Below are 20,751 nucleotides of genomic sequence, written 5' to 3'. Positions count from 1 at the left end.
TCACGCCTCGGGTGTGAGGACCTGCCCCTTCCGCAGCTGCGCGGTGGCGAGGACGGTGCCGTCGGGCGACGTCAGACGGGCGCCGGAGTACCGGGTGAGGTCGACGGGGACCGCCACCCCCCAGTTGCCGTGTCCGTCGCGCACGGGGAAGTCGCCGACGCGGACGCTGGTGCCGTCGGCGCGCTCCAGGAGACAGGTGACCGTTCCGGTGTAGCGGGTGCCGGGGCGGGTGAGGGCGACGGACACGAAGATCCAGCCGGGGGTGCCGGGGTGGGCGTAGACCTCTCCGACGGGCTGCCCGCCGCGCCCGGCCGGGGTCATGTCCCCGACGAGCACCGGCTCGGACTCGACGGCGGGCGGCGGCGCGGCGGTGATCTCCTCGACGGCGGTGCCGACCGCCCAGCCGGCGAATCCGACGGCGACGGCGAACGCGGCACCGACCGCGGCGACCCGTACCCGGGCCTGCCGGGCACCGTGGCGCAGGCCTCGGCGCGAGCGGCCGAAGACACCCGCCGGCCGCTGTCCCTCGGGCGCCGTCGCCGACGGGGCGAGGCCGCGCGCCACACGGGTCTCGAAGCCGGGCGGCGGCTCGCGGTCCGGCAGCAGGCCGACCAGCCGGTCGCCGACCAGGGTCAGTTGCCGGACGTACTCCCGGCAGTCCGCGCACCGGTCCAGATGGGCGACCGCCTCGGCCCGCTCCCGGCCGGACAGCACGCCCAGCGCCAGCTCGGGACCGATCTGCCGCAGCTTCTCGCAATTCGCGTCACTGGACATGGTCGCCTCGTTCCGGAGAAGCGACGGTGGTGCGCAGCCTCGCCATCGCCGTCCTGATCCGCGTCTTGGCGGTACCCAGCGGGATCCGCTCCGCGTCGGCGACCTGCTGGGCCGTCATGCCGTAGATGCCGGCCATCATCAGTGCCCTGGCCTGTTCCCGTGGCAGCCGTGCCAGGGCGGCCCGGACCCGGGCGGAGGCCTCGTCGGCCAGCGCCCACTCCTCGGGGGTCTCGGTGACGGCGTCCAGCAGGTCCTCGAGGTCCTCGGGTGCCAGCGGCTCCGTCCGCCGGGCCCGGACCGCGTCGACGGCCAGGTTGTGCGCGATGGTCGTCAGCCAGGTCATGACCGAGCCGCGGCGCGAGTCGTAGATCTGCGCATGACGCCACGCGCGCTCGAACGTCTGCTGGGCGACGTCCTCGGCGAGCTGCCGGTCCCCGGTGACGGCCATGGCCACGCCGAAGACCCGATGCTGGAACCTCCGTACGAAGATCACGGCCAGCTCCGGATCTCCGGCGGCCAGCCCGGACAGCAGAGCCTCGTCCGGGAGGCGGCCGACGGGGAACCGATATCCCGACACACCTCTGTATACGTTCGACGGCCGCCAGGGGATTGCCCGTCCCCCTGGCCGCTCGCCGCGGAAGATCACATGCCCATTGTGCGTCGGCCGGCCGGGCCCCGCATACGGTCAGTGCCCGTTCTGCGCCAGCCGCAGCAGATGGTCCGCCAGGGCCTGACCCCCGCTGGGATCCCGGCTGATCAACAACAGCGTGTCGTCACCGGCGATCGTCCCCAGGATGTCGTGCAGCTCCGCCTGGTCGATGGCGGAGGCCAGGAACTGCGCGGCTCCCGGAGGAGTCCGCAGGACCACCAGATTCGCCGAGGCCTCCGCGGAGATCAGCAGCTCCTGGGAGAGCCGCCGCATCCGCTCCTCCTTGGCCGACTCCCCCAGCGGGGCCCGCGGCGTACGGAAGCCGCCCTCGCTGGGCACCGCGTAGATCAGGTCGCCGTCGGTGTTGCGGATCTTCACCGCGTTCAGCTCGTCGAGATCCCGGCTGAGCGTCGCCTGCGTGACGCTCAGCCCGTCGTCGGCGAGCAGCTTCGCCAGCTGGCTCTGCGACCGCACCGGCTGCCGGTTGAGGATGTCCACGATCCGGCGGTGCCGTGCGGTGCGGGTCTGCGGCACGGCGGGCCCGGCCCCGCCCGCCGCCTCGTGGTCCTGCGCCTCGCTCATCGTCGTCTCATTCTCCGGATCGTCCGTCCCCGTCGACGGGGTTCGCCGCGTCGAGGATGCCGGGCAGCGCCCGGAGCAGCGCGCCCACCTCGTCGTCGCGGAGATTCAGCGGTGGCATGAGCCGTACGACGTCGGGGGCGGGCGCGTTCACCAGGAACCCGGCCTCCTGGGCCGCCTGCTGCACCTGTGGTGCGCGCGGCCCGGTGAGCACGATACCCAGGAGCAGGCCCGCACCCCGCACATGATCGATCAACGGGTGGTCCAGGGCCTCGACGCCGTCCCGCAACCTCTCGCTCTGCCGCTTGACGTTGTCGAGCAGGCCCTCGCCCTCGATGGTGTCGAGCACGGCGAGCCCGGCGGCGCAGGCGACCGGGTTGCCGCCGAAGGTGGTCCCGTGCTGGCCGGGCCGGAGCAGTTCCGCGGCCCGGCCGAAGGCCACGGTCGCGCCGAGCGGCAGCCCGCCGCCGAGCTGCTTGGCGAGGGTGACGACGTCGGGCAGTACGCCCTCGTGGGCCTGGTACTCGAACCAGGTCCCGGTCCGGCCGATGCCGGTCTGCACCTCGTCCAGGACGAGCAGCGCACCCGTGGCGGCGGTGATCGCGCGGGCCGCCTTGAGGTAGCCGGCCGGGGGCACGACGACACCGTTCTCGCCCTGGATCGGCTCGATGACCACCAGGGCGGTGTCCTCGGTGACCGCGGCGGCCAGCGCCTGGGCGTCGCCGTAGGGGACGTGGGTGACGTCGCCGGGCAGCGGCCGGAACGGGTCCTGCTTGGCGGGCTGGCCGGTGAGCGCGAGGGCGCCCATCGTGCGGCCGTGGAAGCCGCCGTCGGTGGCGACCATGCGGGTGCGCCCGGTGAGCCGGCCGATCTTGAAGGCGGCCTCGTTGGCCTCGGCGCCGGAGTTGCAGAAGAAGACCCGGCCCTCCCGGCCGAACAGCGTCAGGAGCCGTTCGGCGAGGGCGACGGTGGGCTCGGCCATGAAGAAGTTGGAGATGTGGCCGAGGGAGCCGATCTGCCGGGTCACGGCCTCGACGATCGCGGGGTGGGCGTGGCCGAGCGCGTTGGTGGCGATGCCGCCGACGAAGTCGAGGTACTGCCGGCCCTCGGCGTCCCACACCCTGGTGCCCTCGCCGCGGACGAGGGACAGCCGCGGGGTGCCGTAGTTGTTCATGAGCGCGCCCTGCCAGCGCTCGGTCAGCTCCTGGTTGCCCGTCACTGCGTGTCCCCCTCAAGCTCGTCGGGCACGACCATGGTGCCGATGCCCTCGTCGGTGAAGATCTCCAGCAGGATCGAGTGCTGGACCCGGCCGTCGATGACGCGGGCGGTCGTCACGCCGTTGCGCACGGCATGCAGGCAGCCCTCCATCTTCGGCACCATGCCGGAACTCAGCTCCGGCAGCAGCTTCTCCAGCTGGGAAGCGGTGAGCCGGCTGATCACCTCGTCGGAGTGGGGCCAGTCCTCGTAGAGGCCCTCGACGTCGGTGAGGACCATGAGCGTCTCGGCGCCCAGTGCCGCAGCGAGTGCCGCAGCCGCCGTATCAGCATTGACGTTGTAGACATGTCCGTCATCCTGGGAGCGGGCGATCGAGGAGACGACCGGGATGCGGCCGTCGGCCAGCAGCGCCTCGATCGCGCCCGTGTCGAGGGCGGTGATCTCGCCGACCCGCCCGATGTCGACCGGCTCGCCGTCGATCTCGGGGGTGTGCTTGGTCGCGGTGATGGTGTGCGCGTCCTCGCCGGTCAGTCCCACGGCGAACGGGCCGTGCTGGTTGAGCAGCCCGACCAGCTCGCGCTGCACCTGCCCGGCGAGCACCATCCGTACGACGTCCATGGCGTCCTCGGTGGTGACGCGCAGGCCCGCCTTGAACTCGCTGACGATGCCGTGCCGGTCGAGGGCGGCGCTGATCTGCGGGCCGCCGCCGTGCACGACGACCGGCTTGAGGCCGGCGTGCCGCAGGAAGACGACGTCCTGGGCGAAGGCGGCCTTCAGTTCCTCGTCCACCATGGCGTTGCCGCCGAACTTGATGACGACGATCTTGCCGTGGTGCCGGGTCAGCCAGGGCAGCGCCTCGATGAGGATCTGGGCTTTCGGCAGTGCCGTGTGTTTGCGCGTCGTGGTCATGAGGAGTAGGCGCTGTTCTCGTGGACGTAGTCGGCGGTCAGGTCGTTGGTCCAGATGGTCGCGGTCTCGGCGCCGGCGGCGAGGTCGGCCACGATGTGGACCTCGCGGTAGCGCATGTCGACCAGGTCGCGGTCCTCGCCGACGCTGCCGTTCTTGCAGACCCAGACGCCGTTGATGGCGACGTTGAGCTGGTCCGGCTCGAAGACGGCCTTCGTGGTGCCGATCGCGGAGAGCACGCGGCCCCAGTTGGGGTCCTCGCCGTGGATCGCGCACTTGAGGAGGTTGTTGCGGGCGATGGAGCGGCCCACCTCGACGGCGTCCTCCTCGCTCGCCGCGTTGACCACCTCGACCTTGATGTCCTTGCTGGCGCCCTCGGCGTCACCGATGAGCTGCCGGCCGAGGTCGGCGCAGACCTGCCGTACGGCCTCGGCGAACTCCTCGTACTCCGGAGTGACGCCGGAGGCGCCGGAGGCGAGCAGCAGGACGGTGTCGTTGGTGGACATGCAGCCGTCGGAGTCGACGCGGTCGAAGGTGACCCTGGTGGCGGCGCGCAGGGCCTTGTCCAGGGTCTCGTCGTCCAGGTCGGCGTCGGTGGTGAGGACGACGAGCATGGTGGCGAGGCCCGGCGCGAGCATGCCGGCGCCCTTGGCCATGCCGCCGACGGTCCAGCCGCCCTCGCTGCTGACGACGGACGTCTTGTGGACGGTGTCGGTGGTCTTGATCGCGATGGCGGCCTTCTCGCCGCCGTGCTCGCTCAAGGAGGCGGCGGCCGTCTCCACGCCCTTGAGGAGCTTGTCCATGGGGAGCGGCACGCCGATCAGGCCGGTGGAGCAGACGGCGACCTCGATGGCGCCCCGGCCGAGCACCTCGGCGGCCTTCTCGGCGGTGGCGTGGGTGTCCTGGAAGCCCTGGGGGCCGGTACAGGCGTTGGCGCCTCCGGAGTTGAGGACGACCGCCGAGACCTGGCCGCCCTTGAGGACCTGCTCGGACCAGAGCACCGGCGCGGCCTTCACACGGTTGGAGGTGAAGACGCCCGCGGCGGCACGGCGGGGCCCGTTGTTGACCACGAGGGCCAGGTCGGGGTTGCCGTTCTCCTTGATCCCGGCGGCGATGCCCGCCGCCGTGAATCCCTTGGCTGCCGTGACGCTCACTGCATCTCCTTGTTCGCTTCTCCGCCCGTGCAGCGCAGCGGTGCGGCCATCGTCGTCGTCTGCGGCCCGGCGGCTGCACGCGCGTCGCTCACGGTGCGACTCCGATCGTGGAAAGACCCGTGGTCTCGTCGAGACCCAGGGCGATGTTCATGCTCTGGACGGCACCGCCCGCGGTGCCCTTGGTCAGGTTGTCGAGGGCGCTGATCGCGATGATGCGGCCCACGGCGGCGTCGTACGCGACCTGCACCTGAACGGCGTTGGAACCGTGGACGGACGCCGTCGCGGGCCACTGGCCCTCGGGGAGGAGGTGGACGAAGGGCTCGTCGGCGTAGGCCTTCTCGTAGGCGGCGCGCACCGAGTCGGCCGTGACCCCCTCGGCGGCGGACGCGCTGCACGTGGCGAGGATGCCGCGCGGCATCGGCGCGAGGGTCGGCGTGAAGGAGACCTTCACGGTTTCCCCGGCGACTGCGCTGAGGTTCTGGATCATCTCGGGGGTGTGCCGGTGACCGCCGCCGACGCCGTACGGCGACATGGAGCCCATGACCTCGCTGCCGAGCAGGTGCGGCTTGGGGGACTTGCCCGCGCCGGAGGTGCCGGACGCGGCGACGATCACCGCCTCGGGCTCGGCGAGTCCGGCCGCGTAGGCCGGGTACAGGGCGAGGGAGACGGCGGTCGGGTAGCAACCGGGCACCGCGATGCGCTTGGACCCCGTAAGCCGGGTGCGGGCGCCCGGAAGTTCGGGGAGGCCGTAGGGCCAGGTGCCGGCGTGCGGGGAGCCGTAGAACCTCTCCCAGTCCGCCGGGTCCCTGAGGCGGAAGTCGGCGCCCATGTCGATGACGAGGACGTCGGGGCCGAGCTGCTCGGCGACGGCGGCGGACTGCCCGTGCGGCAGCGCGAGGAAGACCACGTCGTGCCCGGCGAGGGCCTCGGGCGTGGTCTCGGCCAGCACGCGGCCGGCCAGCGGCAGCAGATGCGGCTGGAGCGCGCCGAGCCGCTGTCCGGCGTTGGAGTTTCCGGTCAGGGCACCGATCTCGACCTCGGGGTGCGCGAGGAGCAGGCGCAGGACCTCTCCGCCCGCGTATCCGCTCGCTCCGGCCACCGCCGCACGTACCGCCATGTCCATCCTCCTCCTGGATGGCATGACTATACGTATCGTTGCACGTTTATGCAATCGACTTGGGGAGCATCACCCAGCGCGAGACGACGAAGGTGACCGGGATCGCCGCCGCGGAGGCGAGCAGCGGGGCGAAGCGGCTGCCGGCGTGCAGGAGGCCGACGATCACGTAGACGCCCGCCGTGGTGATCAGGAAATTCGTCGCGTTCGTCAGCGGGAACAGCAGGAATTTCCGCCAGGTGGGCCGCGTCCGGTAGGTGAAGCGCGCGTTCAGGAAAAAAGACCCGGTCATGCTGAGCAGAAAGGCCAGGATGTGCGCGGCCAGATAAGGAAGAGCGGTCAGGAACAACAGGTAGAGACCGTAGTAGGTCGCCGTGTTCACGACGCCGACCGCCGCGAAGGTCAGAATCTGCCGCATCAGGGGATGAGATCTTTCGTCCGTTCCACGTTGGTCGCCTTCACCAGGAAGTGCGGGCGTCCCTTCACCTCGTAGTAGATGCGGCCGGTGTACTCCCCGATGACTCCCAGCATGACCATCTGGACTCCCGAGAGGGCGGTGACGGCGGTGATGATGGTCACATAGCCGGGGGTCCGGACGCCGTGGGCGAGCGTGGCGCCCACGATCCACGCGGTGTAGAGGCCCGCGCACAGCAGCAGGCCCACGCCCAGCCAGAGCGCGGCGCGCAGCGGGCGGTTGTTGAAGGACAGCAGGCCGTCGAGGCCGTAGTTGAGCAGGCCGCGCAGGTTCCAGGAGCTGCGGCCGGCCTCGCGCGCGGCGTTCTCGTACTCGAAGGTGGTGCTCGGGAAGCCCACCCAGGCGAACAGACCCTTGGAGAAACGGTTGTACTCGGTGAGGGCCAGCACCGCGTCCACCACCCGGCGCGACAGCAGCCGGAAGTCCCCCACGCCGTCGACGAGTTCGACGTCGACCAGGCGGTTGACGAGCCGGTAGTACAGCCGGGCGGTGAGCGTCCGGGTGAACCGGTCGCCGGTCCGGGTGCGCTGGGCGATGACCTGGTCGTGGCCCTGGTCGCGCAGCTCGACCATGCGCTTGATCAGCGCCGGCGGGTGCTGGAGGTCGGCGTCCATGACGATCACCGAGTCGCCCGAGGCGTGCCGCAGGCCGGCGAGCAGGGCCGCCTCCTTGCCGAAGTTGCGGCTGAAGGAGACGTAGCGGACCCGGGAGTCGAGGTCCGCCAGTTCCTTGAGGACGGCGAGCGTACCGTCCCGGCTGCCGTCGTCGACGTACACGAACTCCATGTCGTGGCCGAGGGGCAGCAGTTCCTCGGCGACCTTCTGGACCTCCTCGTGGAAGCGGGCGAGGACGTCCTCCTCGTTGTAGCAGGGCGCGACGATCGATATCAGCATGCGGAATCCCCCCTGGGCGCGGTCAGAGAGCGGTGGTCACGCGCTCGCGCGGTGATGTGGTCGTGGGCGGCGCCTGGGCGCGCCGGCGGCGGACGGCGGCGAGGGCGGTGAGCACGACGAGCGTCAGCAGCGAGGCGGCGCCCACGATCGTGCCCAGCCGCAGGCCGGGTGGATGGAAGGTGCAGGTCAGGCTGGTGGCGGTGCCGTCGAGGGGCATCGCGATCAGGCCGTGGAAGTCATCGGCGGGCCGCTCGGGTCCGTCGCCGCCGGCGCAGCGCCAGCCGGCGATCCGGGGGGCTGCGACGACCGCGACGCCCTTGCTGCCGGCGGGCAGCCGGGCCCGTACCGTGGCGTCGGAGACGGTCACCTCGGTGGCGCCGGTCGCCTTCAGGCGGGCGGCGGCGCCGGCCAGCCGGGCCGTGTCCAGGCAGCCGACGGCGCCGGACGGGATGCGGCCGGGCCGGTCCGGCCGCAGCTCGATACGCAGCGCGCCCGGGGCGGGGGCGGTGCCGAGCGGCTCCATGTCGGCGCGGTTGCGCGGGAACTCGGACCGGAAGCGGGCGGACCCCCCGGCGCCGGCGAGCCGCGCGGTGCCGGAGAAGTGCGGGGCCCACAGGTGGACCTGGGTGCCGGCCGGGCAGCGGGCGGTGATCGTCGGCCGGGCCAGGGCGTTCCCGGTGCCGACCCGGTGGGACGGGACCGGCCGGCCGCCGTCGTCGCGCACGGTGACGCGGGGCACGGTGTAGACGCGGCTGCCCAGCAGCAGTTCCTGGTTGCGGTACGGCGACGGCCCGAACGGTGTCCTGCCGGGCGCGGCCCGGACGGTGACCAGGGGCGGTACCTCACGGCGGGTGACGGTCACCGGACCGGCGTGCGGGGACAGGTACTTCTGGTGCGGGTCGGGCGGGGAGTGCACCCGGGCACCGACGGAGAAGACGACGTCCGTGACCGCGTTGTCCAGGCTCTGCACGTTCCGGCCGCGCGAGGTCCAGCCGCCGCCGAGGGCGGTGAGGGTGCGGCTGAGGACGTCCGGGGTCAGGCTGCTGTAGTACTGGGCGCCCTCGCCGCCCACCAGCAGCGGGTCGTTGCCGACGGTCTGCTCGCGGCCGGGATCGGTGCGGTACCGCGGCCAGTCGTCGGCCCCGGCGATGGCCGCCGCCTGCGTCTCCTGCCGCTCGCCCCAGGGCGCGTAGTCGTCCAGGTGCCCGAGGCGCAGCCGGGTGTCCACGGCGGAGGTGGCGGCCGTCTCGCCCGTCTGGGCGCCGAGGAGCAGGACGACGGCCAGCCCGGCGAGCCGGGTGCGCTGCCCGGCGCGGCCCAGCAGGGCCAGGCCGCCGACGGCTCCCGCGAGGGCGAGCAGCAGCACCGGCCAGGTGTACGGCCGCACCAGCCCGCTGCGGCTCGCGACGGCGGCGATCAGCACGAGCAGGGCGGTCGCGGCACCGAGGGCGCGCCGGCCGGGCAGGCCGTACGCCATGGCGTGCCAGGCGGCGATGACCAGCAGCCCGCACAGCACGAACGCCTGCCGGTAGGGGCTGCCCTGCGGGGTGGCGAAGGCGTGCCAGAGCAGGTGGGTGGGGCCCCACTGGAGGGAGAGGGCCACGACGAGCGCCAGCGCCGTCCAGCCGGCGCGCACCGGGACCGGGACCGCGCGGTGGAAGGGCAGGGCGAGGGCGAGGAGCAGGGCGGTGATGCCGACGTAGAGGGCCGGGGAGCCGAAGCCGTAGGTCGCGGGCAGCAGCCGGGCGGCCACGTCCTCGGTGGGCACCGGGGCGAACTGGCGTACGCGGCCGGGGTAGGCGTGCTTCGTGCCGAAGTAGACGACCGTCACGAGCGGGGCGGCGAGGCCCACGCCGAGGGCGGTGGTGAGGGCGGCGCGGCCGGCCGTGGCGAGCGCCTGCCGGCGCGGCGGCCGGGCGAGCAGCAGGCGCAGCAGCAGGACGAGGGCGGCGCCGAGGGTGGCCATGTAGGCGGTGTAGAAGTTGGCGGTCCAGGCGAGGGCGACGATCAGGACGCCGGTCAGGCGACGGCGTCCGGTGAGCGCCCACTCGCCGACCAGGCACAGCAGGGGCAGGGCGATCAGGCCGTCGAGCCACATCGGGTTGTAGGAGGCGTCGGCCGTGCTCCAGCCGCACAGCGCGTACGAGGCCCCGAGCAGGCCCGCCGCCCACCAGCGGCCGGGGCGCAGGGTGAGCAGCAGCCAGGCCATGGCCGCGGCGGCGGAGGCGGTCTTCAGGAGGGTGACGGCGTAGACGGCGAGGTCGATCTGGTCGCGCGGGAAGAGGGCGACGAGCAGGGCGTAGGGGCTGCCGAGGTAGGTGCCGAGGTCGGGCAGGAAGCTGGCGCCGTAGCCGGACTGCCAGTTCACGAGGAGGCCGCCGTGGGCCCTGCCGTGCAGCAGGTCCCACAGGTGGGCGTGGAAGGGCACGTACTGGTTGCCGAGGTCGTTGACGCTGCGGGTGCGGGGGCCGAAGGGATAGCCGCGCGCCAGCACGTCACCGGCGCAGAAGGCGGTGATCGTGACGGCCGCGGCGAGCAGGGCGGCCCGGCGCGGCGCATCAGGTGTGGTCGAGCGGTCCATTGCGCGGAAGGCCCCCAGCGAATTCATTTCGGTGATTTCGCCGACTTAGACGGGGGGTGTTTCCGAAGGGTTGTGTGCTCACCGAAAAGTGAGGCGACTTCCTCCGAATAAGGGAAACATCGCGTGAATTCGAGGGCGCTTCGGAAAACGGTAGATTTCCGCGAGGGGTTCTCAAGGTGAACCGGCCTCGCGGGCCGCGGAGGCCCCGCCGACCCCCGAGGGGGCGCTGGCGTCGCCGGGCGCGGGCCGCTGCCGCCCGGACAGCAGCCCGCGCCGGACGCCGCTTCGGGGTGATCCGTCGCTACCTCTGCTCGATCCTCAGGAAGGTGATGGAGTTCGCCGGGAAGGTGTAGGTGAACTTCCTCGCGACCCCGGTGAACGTGGACGTCCGCGGGGCGACCGCCGTGGACGTCTCGGTGTTCACCGCGTCCGGCGCGGCGGCGAGCGTCGTCACCTTCGCCGTGGACGCCACCTCGGCGCCGCCGAGGTCGACGGCTGTGCGGGCCGCGGCGGACTGGGCGTTGACGACCTTGACGATCAGCTCGCCGGTCTTCGCGTCGCGGGTGACGACCTGGCGGAACGGCTCGGCCGGCTTGTCGTCGGTGAAGCTGCCCCACTCCTCGCCGTCGAGGTACAGGGTGACCTGACGGCCGCGCACCTCGATGTCGACGTCGTAGGCACGGCCGGTCTCGACCGACCCGGCCTTGGAGATCAGCGTGGACTTGCCGCCGTCCACGGCCTGCTCGACCGCCGACTGGGTGTTGTTCCAGCCGCCGATGTTCCACCAGTAGTAGTTCCCGGTGTCCTTGACGCCGAAGGCGACGAGGAAGCCCTCCTTGCCGGACTTCTTGGTGGCCTTCACGTGCAGGTCGTAGTCGTGCCAGGACGGGTCGCCGGCCTGGACCATGGTGTTCTCGGCGGTGTCGTCCGTCTGGACGTACCGGCCGTCCTGGATGCTCCAGCTGCCGGTGCCGGTGTGGGTCCACCGGGAGGCGTCGGCGGAGAAGTCGTCGCTGAGCAGCGTGCCGCCGTCGGCGCCGGTGACCCGTACGTCGTCGTAGGCGGCGCTGGTGTTCCAGGTGGACAGGCCGACCGCGCCCGTGATGGGCCCGCTGAGGCTCGGGGTGCCGGTGGCCGTGCTCGGCACCACCCGGTCGCCCACGTTCGTCATGAACAGCTTCTGGACCTCGTAGTTCGCCGAGCCCCAGGAGGCGTGGTTGTTGAACCACACCATGTCCGGGCTCCACTGGACGTAGTCCTCGTTGGCGAACAGCGGGGCGTAGGAGGCGAGCTTGACGACGTCCGCGTTGCGCTCCAGGCCCGTCATGTACGCCGCCTCGGCGAGGCCGTTCTTGAAGGCGTTGCCCTGGGAGGCGTACTCGCCGAGGAAGACCTTCGGCCCGGAGCGGTCGTAGGAGTCGTAGCGGTCGTTGTTCTGCAGGAACCACTGCGGGCTGTTGTAGTAGTGCTCGTCGACCATGTCGACCTTGGCGTCCCGGTTGAGCTTCCAGGCCGTGTCGAAGGTCGATCCCGCGTCGTCCGGCCCGGAGTTGGAGATCACCTTCATGTACGGGTACTTCGCCTGGACGGCCGCGCGGAACTGCTGGAAGCGGGCGAAGAACTCGTTCGGCAGGTTCTCCTCGTTGCCGACCTCGATGTGGGTGAGGTGGAAGGGCTTGGGGTGGCCCATCCCGGCGCGCACCTTGCCCCACTTCGAGGAGGCGGGCCCGTTGGCGAACTCGATGAGGTCGAGGGTGTCCTGGATGTGCCGCTTCAGCAGGGCGTCGTCGGCGACGGCCTTGTTCTGGCCGCAGCCGGTGACCAGGGCCGGTACGACGGGCAGCGGCATGGCGCCGATGTCCTCGGCGAACCGGAAGTACTCGTAGTAGCCGAGGCCGTAGCTCTGGTTGTAGCCCCAGAAGTTGGCGTTGGTGGCGCGCTGCTCGACCGGGCCTATGGTGTCCTTCCACTGGTAGGAGCGCTTGCGCTGCCAGCCGGAGGCCTGGCTGTAGTCCTGCATGGAGCCGGTGTTGACCAGGCAGCCGCCGGGGAAGCGGACGAAGCCCGGGTGCAGGGCGGCGATCTTCTCGGCGAGGTCCTCGCGCAGCCCGTTGGGCTCGTGCTTGTAGGTGTCGCGCGGGAAGAGGGACACCATGTCCAGGGCCGTGGCGGCGTCGGCGGCCACGGTGAGCCGGCCGGTGGCGCTGGTGCGGGTGGCGGTGAAGACGGCCTGGTACCGGGCCCAGCCGTTCTTCTTCACGGCGATCCGCCGGGCGGTGGCGAGCGTGCCGCCGGAGTCCTGGAGGGTCACGGTGAGCGTGCTGCCGGCCTCGGCGCGGGCCCAGACCGAGAAGTCGTACGTCTCGCCGTCCCGCACGGCGATGCCGGTGTTGTAGCCGGCGTTGGTGGCCGACGATCCCGCGCCCAGGGAGAGGTAGGCGCGGTTGCGGTCGTTCAGGCGGCCGGAGTCGTCCAGGACCTGCGCGGTGCCCAAGACCGTCCAGGCGGTCAGCGGGGTGTAGGCCTTGTTGTCGTCGGTGGAGTACTCGAAGGACCGGTTCTGGACGAGTTCGGCGTACAGGCCGCCGTCGGCGGCGCGGTTGATGTCCTCGAAGAAGACGCCGTACATCGTCTTGTCGATCTTCGGCCCGGTGGCGGAGGGGTCGACGGTGATCGCGTAGTCGGTGACGTCCTCGGCGTGGGCGGGGGCGGGGAGGGCGGCCGTGGCGAGCAGAACGGCGCTCGTTCCCAGGCCGAGTCTCCAGCGGGCGGTGCGTGACATGGATACTCCGCGGCTCGTTGTTCGAAATATCAGACATTGGTCAGCACTTCGAACGGCAAGATAGAGAAGGGGTATGAGCACGTCAATGGGGCGAGCGCCGCGAAGGGGCGCCGGGAGAGGCACGGTGATGGACGAGTTCTGGCCCGTACCCGACGTACTGGCCCATCTGGCGGGGCGGTGGCGCGTCGAGCGTGCTGTGCGGGATCTGGCGAGCGGGGACGAAGGGCACTTCACCGGGACGACCGTCTTCAGCGCGCTGGCCGGCGGTGGGCTGCTGCACGAGGAGCGCGGCACCTTCACCTGGCAGGGGGTGGCCCGGCCCGCCACCCGGACCCTGCGCTTCCTGCCGGGGCCCGGGCCGGGCCGGGCCGACGTGCGGTTCGCCGACGGGCGGCCCTTCCACGAGCTGGACCTGACCACGGGCCGGTACGTCGCCGACCACCCCTGCGCGGCCGACCTCTACCGGGGCGAGTTCACGGTCCGGGACGCCGACCACTGGCGCACGGTGTGGCGGGTCGGCGGGCCGGCGAAGGACCTGGTTCTCACCACCGACTACGTGCGTGAAGGAGCGGCCGGCTAGCCGCGCGCGGCCTGAGCCGGGACCCCGTCGAAGCGGAGGTTCCAGCGGCCGGCGCGGCCCGTGACCGTCGTCGTGGACAGCGGGCGGACGTCGATGTTCCAGTAGGTCGAGGGAGGCGCCTTCAGGGCGTAGACCAGGGCCGCCCGGATCACGGACGGCTCGGCCACCGCGACGATCCGGCCGCCGTCGTCCACCGGCCGGGTGTCCAGCCAGCCGCCGACCCGGGAGATGAACGCCAGCAACGACTCGCCGCCGTGCGGGGTGGACCGCGGGTCCGCGAGCCAGGCGTCCACCGCCTCCGGCTCCCGGGCCATCGCCTCGCCCAGCGTCAGCCCCCGCCAGCGGCCCATGTCGCAGTCCCGCAGCGCGAGCTGGACCAGCGGGGCGTACCCCAGGGCGTCGCCCGTGGCCCGGCTGCGCGGCGTCGGCGAGCAGTAGCGCAGCTCGGCCGCGGCCAGCGGCAGCAGGCCTGCGGCGACGCGTTGCACCTCGTCCCAGCCGCCCTGGTCCAGCGGCCGGTCGTCCTCGAAGCGCTCCGCGAGCAGCGCGGCACCGCGCGCGGCGGCGACGAACGTCACCCTCAGTGGCATGCGGTGATGGTGAGCCCCGGCGAGCAGCAGGTCAAGAGACGCGGTGCGGTCAGGCGTCCACCGTCTGCCCGAAGGTGTGCACCATGTACAGCTCGGGACGGTCCAGCGGCCGGAAGCCCAGCTTCTCGTAGACCCCGTGCGCGTCCTGCGTCGCCAGCAGCAGCCGGCGCAGGCCGAGTGGCTCCAGGTGCGCGCGGATCCGGGCGACGAACGCCGTGCCGACGCCCTTTCCGCGCACCGACGGGTCGACGTACACATCGGCGAGCCAGGCGAACAGCGCCTGGTCGGTGACCACGCGCGCGTACGCCACCTGCTCCCCTGAGCCCGTGGCGTACACCCCGAAGTTCAGCGAGGACGCCATCGCCCGCTCGTGCTTCTCGCGCGGACGGCCGATCGCCCAGTACGCGTCGGACGACAGCCAGCCGTGCACGCGGTCCACGTCGACCCGGGCGGAGTCGGCGCAGAACTCGTACCCCTCGGGGAGGTCAGGTGTATCGCTCATGCGGTGATCCTCACAGGTCCGGCTGCCGGGCGACGAGCGGATTTCGCAGGACCTCGTCGTACGCCGCCCGCAGCCGCCGCACCCCCTCCGCGATCTCCCCGGTGCCGGCGACCGCCGCGAAGCTCAGGCGGAGGTGGGCGGCGGGGGGTTCGGCGCTGAAGTAGGGGCGGCCCGGGGTGACGGCGACGCCCGCGCGGAGGGCCGCCGCGGTCAGCGCGGACTCTCCCCCGGAGCCGACAGCGCCGTCGGGCAGGCGCACCCACAGGTGGTAGCCGCCGGAGGGGATGTGCGGCAGGGCGAGGCCGGGCAGCTGCCGGGCGAGCGCGCTCGTCATGGCGTCGCGGCGGGTCCTCAGCTCGGCCGACAGCGCCCGCAGATGGCGGGGCCAGGCCGGGGAGCCGACGAGTTCGAGGGCGGCTTCCTGGAGCGGGCGGGGGACGAAGAAGCTGTCCACGACCTGGATGGCGCGCAGCCGTTCCAGCACCGGCCCGTGCGCGGCCAGGGCGCTCACCCGGAAACTGGGCGACGTCGCCTTGGTCAGCGAACCGACGTGGACGACCACGCCGTCCGGGTCGTCGGCGGCCAGCGGGCGGGGCAGCGGGCCGGCGTCGGCGTGCACGAGCCGGCGGACGTAGTCGTCCTCGACGACGAACGCGCCGGCCTCGCGGGCGATGCGCAGCACCTCGGTGCGCCGGGCGGGCGCCAGCACGGCGCCGGTGGGGTTCTGGAACAGCGGCTGGCAGACGAAGACGCGGGCGCCGGTGGCGTGGAAGGCGTCCGCGAGCAGGTCGGGGCGCACCCCGTCGGGGTCGACGGGGACCGGGACGGGCCGCAGTCCGGCCGCGCGGGCGAGGGCCAGCATGCCCGGGTAGGTGGGCGACTCCACGAGCACCGGGGCGCCGGGCGGGGCGAGCGCGCGCAGGGCGGTGGCCAGCGCGGCCTGGCCGCCCGCCGCGATCAGCACCTCGGCCGCGGTGACGGTGCCGCCGATCCCGCGCGCGAACCACTCCCGCAGCTCCGGCAGGCCCTCCAGCGGCGGCCTCCCCCAGGCGCCCGGCCGCCGCCCGGCCCGCGCGAGGGCCGCCGCCATGGCGCGCTCCGGCTGGAGCGAGGGGTGCAGATAGCCGCCGCTGAGTTCCAGGACCCCGGGCGGCGGGGCGGCCAGCGAGACCGTGACGCCGGAGGCGTCCACGGTGCGCGGTACGAGGTCGGCGGCGCCGTCGGCACTCAGCGCGACCTCCTGCCAGGAGGTGTCCCCGGCGGGGGTCTCGGTCCGGTGCGGCCGGGCCCGGAAGGCGCCCGCGCCCGGCCGGGTGACCACCAGGCCCTCGGCGGCGAGCTGGGCGAGCGCCCGCGAGACGGTCACGGGGCTCACCCGGAACCGCTCGACCAGCGCCCGGCTCGACGGGAGCTTTCCACCGGGAGAGTAGCGGTCGAGTTCCCTCCGCAGCTGTTCTGCCAGTTCTCCCACGCTGCTACGCTGTTGCATGAGAACACAGAGTAGCGCTACTACCCCCAGCCCGATAGCAGTCAGCGCTCCGCGGGAGTCCCGGGGACTCGGCACCGTCCAGGCCGCCCTCGGCGTGGTCGCCTTCTCCCTGACCTTCCCCTCGACCGCCTGGGGCCTGGAGAGCTTCGGCCCGTGGTCGCTGGTGGCGGTGCGCGGCGTCCTCGCCGCACTCGTCGCCGGTGGCTGTCTGCTGGCCCTGCGCGTACGGCTTCCGGCCCGGCGGCATCTCGCCGGGCTCGCCGTGGTCGCCGCCGGAGTGGTGCTCGGCTTCCCCATGCTGACCACGCTCGCCCTGCAGACGTCCACCACCGCACACGCGGCCGTCGTGGTGGGCCTGCTGCCGCTGACCACCGCCGTGTTCTCGGCCCTGCGTACCGGCGCCCGGCCCTCCCGCCGGTTCTGGCTGGCGGCCGTGGCGGGCGCGGCGGCCGTGCTCGCCTTCACCGTCGGCCAGAGCGGCGGCGCGCTCACCGCGGCCGACGCGTATCTCTTCGGGGCGCTGCTGGTGTGCGCGGCCGGGTACACCGAGGGCGGCCGGCTGGCCCGGGTCATGCCGGGCTGGCAGGTCATCGGCTGGGCGCTGGTGCTGTGCCTGCCGCTGACCGTGCCGGCCGCGGCGCTGGCGCTGACGTACGAGCCGGTGCGCCTGAGCGGGCACGGCGTCGCCGGCCTGCTGTGGGTGGCGATCGGTTCGCAGTTCCTCGGGCTGCTCGTCTGGTACCGGGGGATGGCGGCCATCGGCATCCCCCGGGCCAGCCAGTTGCAGTTGGCTCAGCCCCTGCTCACACTGGTGTGGTCGGCGCTGCTGCTGGGCGAGCACTTCACGGCGGCCGCCCCCCTGACCGCCGTCGCCGTGCTCGTGTGCATCGCCGTCACTCAGCGGTCGTGATCGTGAGGAGGGCCTGTAGATGCGCGCATCCAAGGGCGACAAGCTGGTCCAGCACGGCAGGGTGGTGGGTCAGCACGACCACGTCTCGGAAGTCGTAGAAGTGCTCGGGCAGGAGGGCAACCCGCCCTACCGCGTCCGTTTCGAGGACGGGCACGAGGCGATCATGTCCCCCGGACCCGACTGCCAGGTCAAGCACAAGGACGAGCAACAGCAGTAGTCAGCGCGGTGGTTCCGCCGGCCCCGGGTAGTGGTCGGCGACCACCCGTGCCATCGCCCCGATCGGATCGGCCGTCAGGTCCGCCGCGGCGAAGAACACGTGCCCGCGCACCTGCGGGTACCGGGCGGCGAGGGTCAGGTGCCGGGACAGTTCGACCGGGTCCTGCCAGGCGGACGGCTGCCCGGCGGCGCCCGCCCGGTACAGGGCCTCGCCGATGTACAGGTGGGTCTTGGTGCCCTTGGCGACCTCCGCCCACCAGGTCACGAGCCGGGCGTAGTCGGCGGCGGAGTACCCGATGTGCCAGTAGAGCTGCGGGACGATGTAGTCGATCCAGTGGTTGCGGACCCAGGCGCGGGTGTCCGCGTACAGGTCGTCGTACGTCTCCACGCCCGCCTGCGTGTCGGAGCCCCGCGGGTCGGTCGACGCGTTGCGCCACACCCCGAAGGGGCTGACCCCGAACCGGGTGCCGGGCCGGACCCGCTTGATGCCGGCGGCCATCTCCCGCACCAGTGTGTCGATGTTGTCCCGCCGCCAGGCGGCCCGGCCGGAGAAGGCGCCGCCGTGGCGGTCGTACGCGTCGTCGTCGTCGAAGGTCTGCCCGGCGACCGGATAGGGGTAGAAGTAGTCGTCGAAGTGGACGGCGTCGACCGGGTAGCGGGCGACCGCGTCGAGCATCGCCTGCTGCACGAAGGCGCGGACCTGGGGCAGGCCGGGGTTGTAGTAGAGCCGGCCGCCGTAGGGCACGACCCAGTCGGGGTGCTTGCGGGCCGGGTGCGAGGCGGCCAGCCGGCCGGGGTCGGTGTGCTGGGCGATCCGGTACGGGTTGAACCAGGCGTGCAGCTCCAGGCCCCGGGCGTGCGCCTCCTGGACGGCCGTGCCGAGCGGGTCCCAGCCCGGGTGCCTGCCCTGGGTGCCGGTGAGGTACTCGGACCAGGGTTCGTACGGCGACGGCCACAGCGCGTCGGCCGTGGGCCGCACCTGGAGGATCACCGTGTTGAGCCGGTCGCGGACCGCGCGGTCCAGGTGGGCGATCAGCTCCTTGCGCTGCGCGCTCGGCGTGAGGCCGGTCCGCGAGGGCCAGTCCCGGTTGACGACGGTCGCGATCCAGACGCCCCGCATCCCGGCGCCGGCGCGCGAGGTGCGGTCGGGGTACGGCGCCGGAGCCGGGCGGGCCTCGCCCGGTGCCGGGACCGCCGCGCTCCTCGTGGGCACAGCCGGTGCCGTCGCCAGCGTGGACAGCGCGCCCAGGGCGAAGGTCCGCCGCGACATGCGCCCCATCGGGACACCCCCATACGCTCCGGATCCGCTCCGTCACGGATCGTTCCGCGGTTCAGGATGCCCCCACCCCGGCGATCGATCATCGATACTTGGCGGTAACGTGCACGATCGGAGCAGGCGCCGAACCCGGAGGTCTGCCAGCGAGCCGGAGAACTCAGCGAAGGGAACGATGTGACCGACATCGAGCGCGTCGGAGTCGTGGGCTGCGGCCAGATGGGCGCGGGCATCGCCGAGGTGTGCGCCCGCGCGGGACTGGACGTGAAGGTCGCCGAGACCACCGGCGAAGCCCTGGAGATCGGCCGCACCCGGCTGTTCAACTCCCTGGCCAAGGCCGCCGAGCGCGGCAAGATCACCGAGGCGGAGCGGGACTCCACCCAGGCGCGGCTGAGCTTCACCACCGACCTCGGCGAGTTCGCCGACCGGGACCTGGTGATCGAGGCCGTCGTCGAGAACGAGCAGGTGAAGACCGAGATTTTCCAGGTGCTCGACCAGGTGGTGACCCGGCCGGACGCGATCCTGGCCTCCAACACCTCCTCGATCCCGCTGGTGAAGCTGGCGGTCGCCACCTCCCGCCCGGACCACGTCGTCGGCGTCCACTTCTTCAACCCGGCCCCGGTGCAGAAGCTGGTGGAGCTGATCCCGGCGCTCACCACCTCCGAGGGCACGCTCAGCCGCGCCCAGGTCTTCGCCGAGAAGGTGCTCGGCAAGCACGCCATCCGCGCCCAGGACCGCTCCGGGTTCGTGGTGAACGCGCTGCTCGTGCCGTACCTGCTGTCCGCGATCCGGATGTTCGAGTCGGGCATCGCGAGCCGCGAGGACATCGACAACGGCATGGAGATGGGCTGCGCCCACCCGATGGGCCCGCTGAAGCTGTCCGACCTGATCGGCCTGGACACCATCGTCTCCATCGCCAACTCGATGTACGCCGAGTACAAGGAGCCGCTGTACGCCGCTCCCCCGCTGCTCCAGCGCATGGTGGAGGCGGGCCGGCTCGGCCGGAAGACCGGCTCCGGCTTCTACACCTACGGCTGATTACGAAGAGCGACGCCTACGGGCCCGGCACCGGATTCCGGTGCCGGGCCCATCTGTTTCACACGCCGTGTGCGCGCCGGGCACGCATATGCCCTTCGCACACGCTCCCCACGTGCCCACCAGGGGAGTTGACTCTGCATGCGCATGCAAGGGATGCGGAACCATCCATTTCGACTACAGAGAGGAGCGGACCCGTGACCGCCGATCCGGAGCATCCCGTGGTCCATGGAGAACTCGCAGAGTTACGGCGCCGCCTCGACGTGGCCTACGTCCGCGTCGAGGGAGGACTGGCGCTGCTGCGTCACCGTACCGAGGAGACCGCCAAGGAGCTGGACGAACTGAACACCCGGATGGCCTCGCTGGAACACGCACGCTGGCCGCTGCCCTCGCTCGCGGCGCTGACCGCGCTCGGTGCGCTCGTGGTGACGGTCTGGCAGGCGCTGGCGGCCCACTAGCCGCCGGCTCACTGACCTTCGGCGAGCCTGAGGTGGTGCAGCAGGAGTAACGCGGCCGCCATGTTGGCGGCCGGGACCTCCCCACGGGCGATCAGGTCGGGGACGAGTTTCAGGGGGACCCATACCCGCCGGTCCGACTCGAAGTCGTCCACGGGGTGTCCGACGTACTCACCCCGGTCGGACCAGTAGATGTGGTGCCGGGCGTCGGTGAGGCCGTTGGACGGCTCCACGCTCATGAGGTGGTGCAGGGGCCCCGGCCGCCAGCCGGTCTCCTCCTCCAGTTCCCTGGCCGCCGCGCTCGCGATGTCCTCGCCGTCCTCGACGACGCCCGCCGCCAGCTCCCAGCCCCAGCTGTCGGTGATGAAGCGGTGCCGCCACAGCAGCAGCACCTCGTTCGCCTCGTTGACCACCGTGGCCACGGCCACGGGCCGCAGCCGGATCAGGAAGTGGTCGAGGTGCCGGCCGTCCGGCAGCTCGACATCCGCGAGATTGACGCTGAACCAGCGGTTTTCATACACAGTTTGTTCGCTCTGTTTCGTCCACTGCACGGTTCTGCCACCTTCCGCCGAGTAAGTG

General features: G+C 72.3%; 21 protein-coding genes. 5 read left to right on the top strand and 16 right to left on the bottom strand.

Annotated features, from left to right (window positions below):
- The 11 genes from AB0L21_RS20625 to AB0L21_RS20575 form a co-directional block, all read right to left on the bottom strand.
- The gene (locus AB0L21_RS20625) at positions 1-774 is read right to left on the bottom strand and encodes a zf-HC2 domain-containing protein (protein ID WP_365785511.1); all 774 of its coding nucleotides are present in this window, start codon (positions 772-774) and stop codon (positions 1-3) included.
- Entirely contained in the window at positions 764-1,351 is a 588-nt protein-coding gene (locus tag AB0L21_RS20620; protein ID WP_365703996.1) for a sigma-70 family RNA polymerase sigma factor, read from the bottom strand. Before AB0L21_RS20620 ends, AB0L21_RS20625 begins: the two co-directional genes overlap by 11 nt.
- Before the next feature lie 108 nt (positions 1,352-1,459).
- Positions 1,460-2,005, bottom strand: coding sequence for an arginine repressor (locus tag AB0L21_RS20615; RefSeq protein ID WP_365703995.1), 546 nt, complete (start codon positions 2,003-2,005; stop codon positions 1,460-1,462).
- A 7-nt stretch (positions 2,006-2,012) separates the two neighbouring features.
- On the bottom strand, positions 2,013-3,221 hold the full coding sequence (locus tag AB0L21_RS20610; protein ID WP_365703994.1) for an acetylornithine transaminase: 1,209 nt from the start codon (positions 3,219-3,221) through the stop codon (positions 2,013-2,015).
- Positions 3,218-4,126 carry an acetylglutamate kinase gene (gene argB, locus AB0L21_RS20605; protein WP_365703992.1) on the bottom strand — a complete coding sequence of 303 codons (909 nt, stop codon included), beginning with the start codon at positions 4,124-4,126 and terminating at the stop codon, positions 3,218-3,220. Before argB ends, AB0L21_RS20610 begins: the two co-directional genes overlap by 4 nt.
- On the bottom strand, positions 4,123-5,277 hold the full coding sequence (gene argJ / locus AB0L21_RS20600) for a bifunctional glutamate N-acetyltransferase/amino-acid acetyltransferase ArgJ (RefSeq protein WP_365785509.1): 1,155 nt from the start codon (positions 5,275-5,277) through the stop codon (positions 4,123-4,125). The genes argB and argJ overlap by 4 nt, the downstream gene beginning before the upstream one ends.
- A gap of 88 nt (positions 5,278-5,365) precedes the next feature.
- Positions 5,366-6,394, bottom strand: a complete 1,029-nt coding sequence (gene argC / locus AB0L21_RS20595; RefSeq protein ID WP_365785507.1) for an N-acetyl-gamma-glutamyl-phosphate reductase — start codon at positions 6,392-6,394, stop codon at positions 5,366-5,368.
- A 46-nt stretch (positions 6,395-6,440) separates the two neighbouring features.
- Entirely contained in the window at positions 6,441-6,809 is a 369-nt protein-coding gene (locus tag AB0L21_RS20590) for a GtrA family protein (protein WP_365785505.1), read from the bottom strand.
- Positions 6,809-7,759 (bottom strand): glycosyltransferase family 2 protein, encoded by a 951-nt coding sequence (locus tag AB0L21_RS20585; RefSeq protein ID WP_365703984.1) that lies wholly within the window; start codon positions 7,757-7,759, stop codon positions 6,809-6,811. Before AB0L21_RS20585 ends, AB0L21_RS20590 begins: the two co-directional genes overlap by 1 nt.
- A 22-nt stretch (positions 7,760-7,781) precedes the next feature.
- The gene (locus AB0L21_RS20580) at positions 7,782-10,340 is read right to left on the bottom strand and encodes a YfhO family protein (protein ID WP_365785503.1); all 2,559 of its coding nucleotides are present in this window, start codon (positions 10,338-10,340) and stop codon (positions 7,782-7,784) included.
- 301 nt (positions 10,341-10,641) lie between these two features.
- Positions 10,642-13,122 carry an alpha-L-arabinofuranosidase C-terminal domain-containing protein gene (locus tag AB0L21_RS20575; RefSeq protein ID WP_365785501.1) on the bottom strand — a complete coding sequence of 827 codons (2,481 nt, stop codon included), beginning with the start codon at positions 13,120-13,122 and terminating at the stop codon, positions 10,642-10,644.
- Between the two features lie 127 nt (positions 13,123-13,249).
- Between AB0L21_RS20575 and AB0L21_RS20570 the strand changes: the two genes are divergently transcribed.
- Positions 13,250-13,702 (top strand): DUF6314 family protein, encoded by a 453-nt coding sequence (locus AB0L21_RS20570; RefSeq protein WP_365703978.1) that lies wholly within the window; start codon positions 13,250-13,252, stop codon positions 13,700-13,702.
- Here the strand turns inward: AB0L21_RS20570 and AB0L21_RS20565 are convergent.
- Genes AB0L21_RS20565 through AB0L21_RS20555 form a run of 3 tightly spaced genes read right to left on the bottom strand, consistent with a single transcriptional unit; the run spans position 13,699 to position 16,283 of the window.
- The gene (locus AB0L21_RS20565; RefSeq protein WP_365703976.1) at positions 13,699-14,292 is read right to left on the bottom strand and encodes a histidine phosphatase family protein; all 594 of its coding nucleotides are present in this window, start codon (positions 14,290-14,292) and stop codon (positions 13,699-13,701) included. The genes AB0L21_RS20570 and AB0L21_RS20565 overlap by 4 nt on opposite strands.
- A 49-nt stretch (positions 14,293-14,341) precedes the next feature.
- Positions 14,342-14,794, bottom strand: coding sequence for a GNAT family N-acetyltransferase (locus AB0L21_RS20560; protein ID WP_365703974.1), 453 nt, complete (start codon positions 14,792-14,794; stop codon positions 14,342-14,344).
- Between the two features lie 10 nt (positions 14,795-14,804).
- On the bottom strand, positions 14,805-16,283 hold the full coding sequence (locus AB0L21_RS20555) for a PLP-dependent aminotransferase family protein (RefSeq protein ID WP_365785499.1): 1,479 nt from the start codon (positions 16,281-16,283) through the stop codon (positions 14,805-14,807).
- Between AB0L21_RS20555 and AB0L21_RS20550 the strand changes: the two genes are divergently transcribed.
- On the top strand, positions 16,282-17,193 hold the full coding sequence (locus AB0L21_RS20550; protein WP_365785497.1) for a DMT family transporter: 912 nt from the start codon (positions 16,282-16,284) through the stop codon (positions 17,191-17,193). The two genes, AB0L21_RS20555 and AB0L21_RS20550, sit on opposite strands and share 2 nt — an antisense overlap.
- A gap of 19 nt (positions 17,194-17,212) precedes the next feature.
- The gene (locus AB0L21_RS20545; protein ID WP_103812437.1) at positions 17,213-17,410 is read left to right on the top strand and encodes a DUF1918 domain-containing protein; all 198 of its coding nucleotides are present in this window, start codon (positions 17,213-17,215) and stop codon (positions 17,408-17,410) included.
- Here the strand turns inward: AB0L21_RS20545 and AB0L21_RS20540 are convergent, their stop codons facing one another.
- The gene (locus AB0L21_RS20540; RefSeq protein ID WP_365785495.1) at positions 17,411-18,688 is read right to left on the bottom strand and encodes a family 10 glycosylhydrolase; all 1,278 of its coding nucleotides are present in this window, start codon (positions 18,686-18,688) and stop codon (positions 17,411-17,413) included.
- Positions 18,689-18,859: 171 nt separating this feature from the next.
- Here AB0L21_RS20540 and AB0L21_RS20535 point away from each other — a divergent pair, with 171 nt between their 5' ends.
- Together AB0L21_RS20535 and AB0L21_RS20530 are read left to right on the top strand one after the other, a co-directional pair.
- Positions 18,860-19,720 carry a 3-hydroxybutyryl-CoA dehydrogenase gene (locus tag AB0L21_RS20535; protein WP_365703966.1) on the top strand — a complete coding sequence of 287 codons (861 nt, stop codon included), beginning with the start codon at positions 18,860-18,862 and terminating at the stop codon, positions 19,718-19,720.
- Positions 19,721-19,914: 194 nt separating this feature from the next.
- On the top strand, positions 19,915-20,175 hold the full coding sequence (locus tag AB0L21_RS20530) for a hypothetical protein (protein WP_365703964.1): 261 nt from the start codon (positions 19,915-19,917) through the stop codon (positions 20,173-20,175).
- An 8-nt stretch (positions 20,176-20,183) separates the two neighbouring features.
- Here the strand turns inward: AB0L21_RS20530 and AB0L21_RS20525 are convergent, their stop codons facing one another.
- Positions 20,184-20,723, bottom strand: a complete 540-nt coding sequence (locus AB0L21_RS20525; protein ID WP_365703962.1) for an NUDIX hydrolase — start codon at positions 20,721-20,723, stop codon at positions 20,184-20,186.
- Positions 20,724-20,751 lie beyond the last annotated feature (28 nt).

Origin of the sequence: Streptomyces sp. NPDC052721 (genome assembly GCF_040678315.1) — a bacterium.
Classification (GTDB): domain Bacteria; phylum Actinomycetota; class Actinomycetes; order Streptomycetales; family Streptomycetaceae; genus Streptomyces.
The sequence above is the reverse complement of the archived record's forward strand: the minus strand, read 5'-3'. Positions and strand labels throughout refer to the sequence as shown.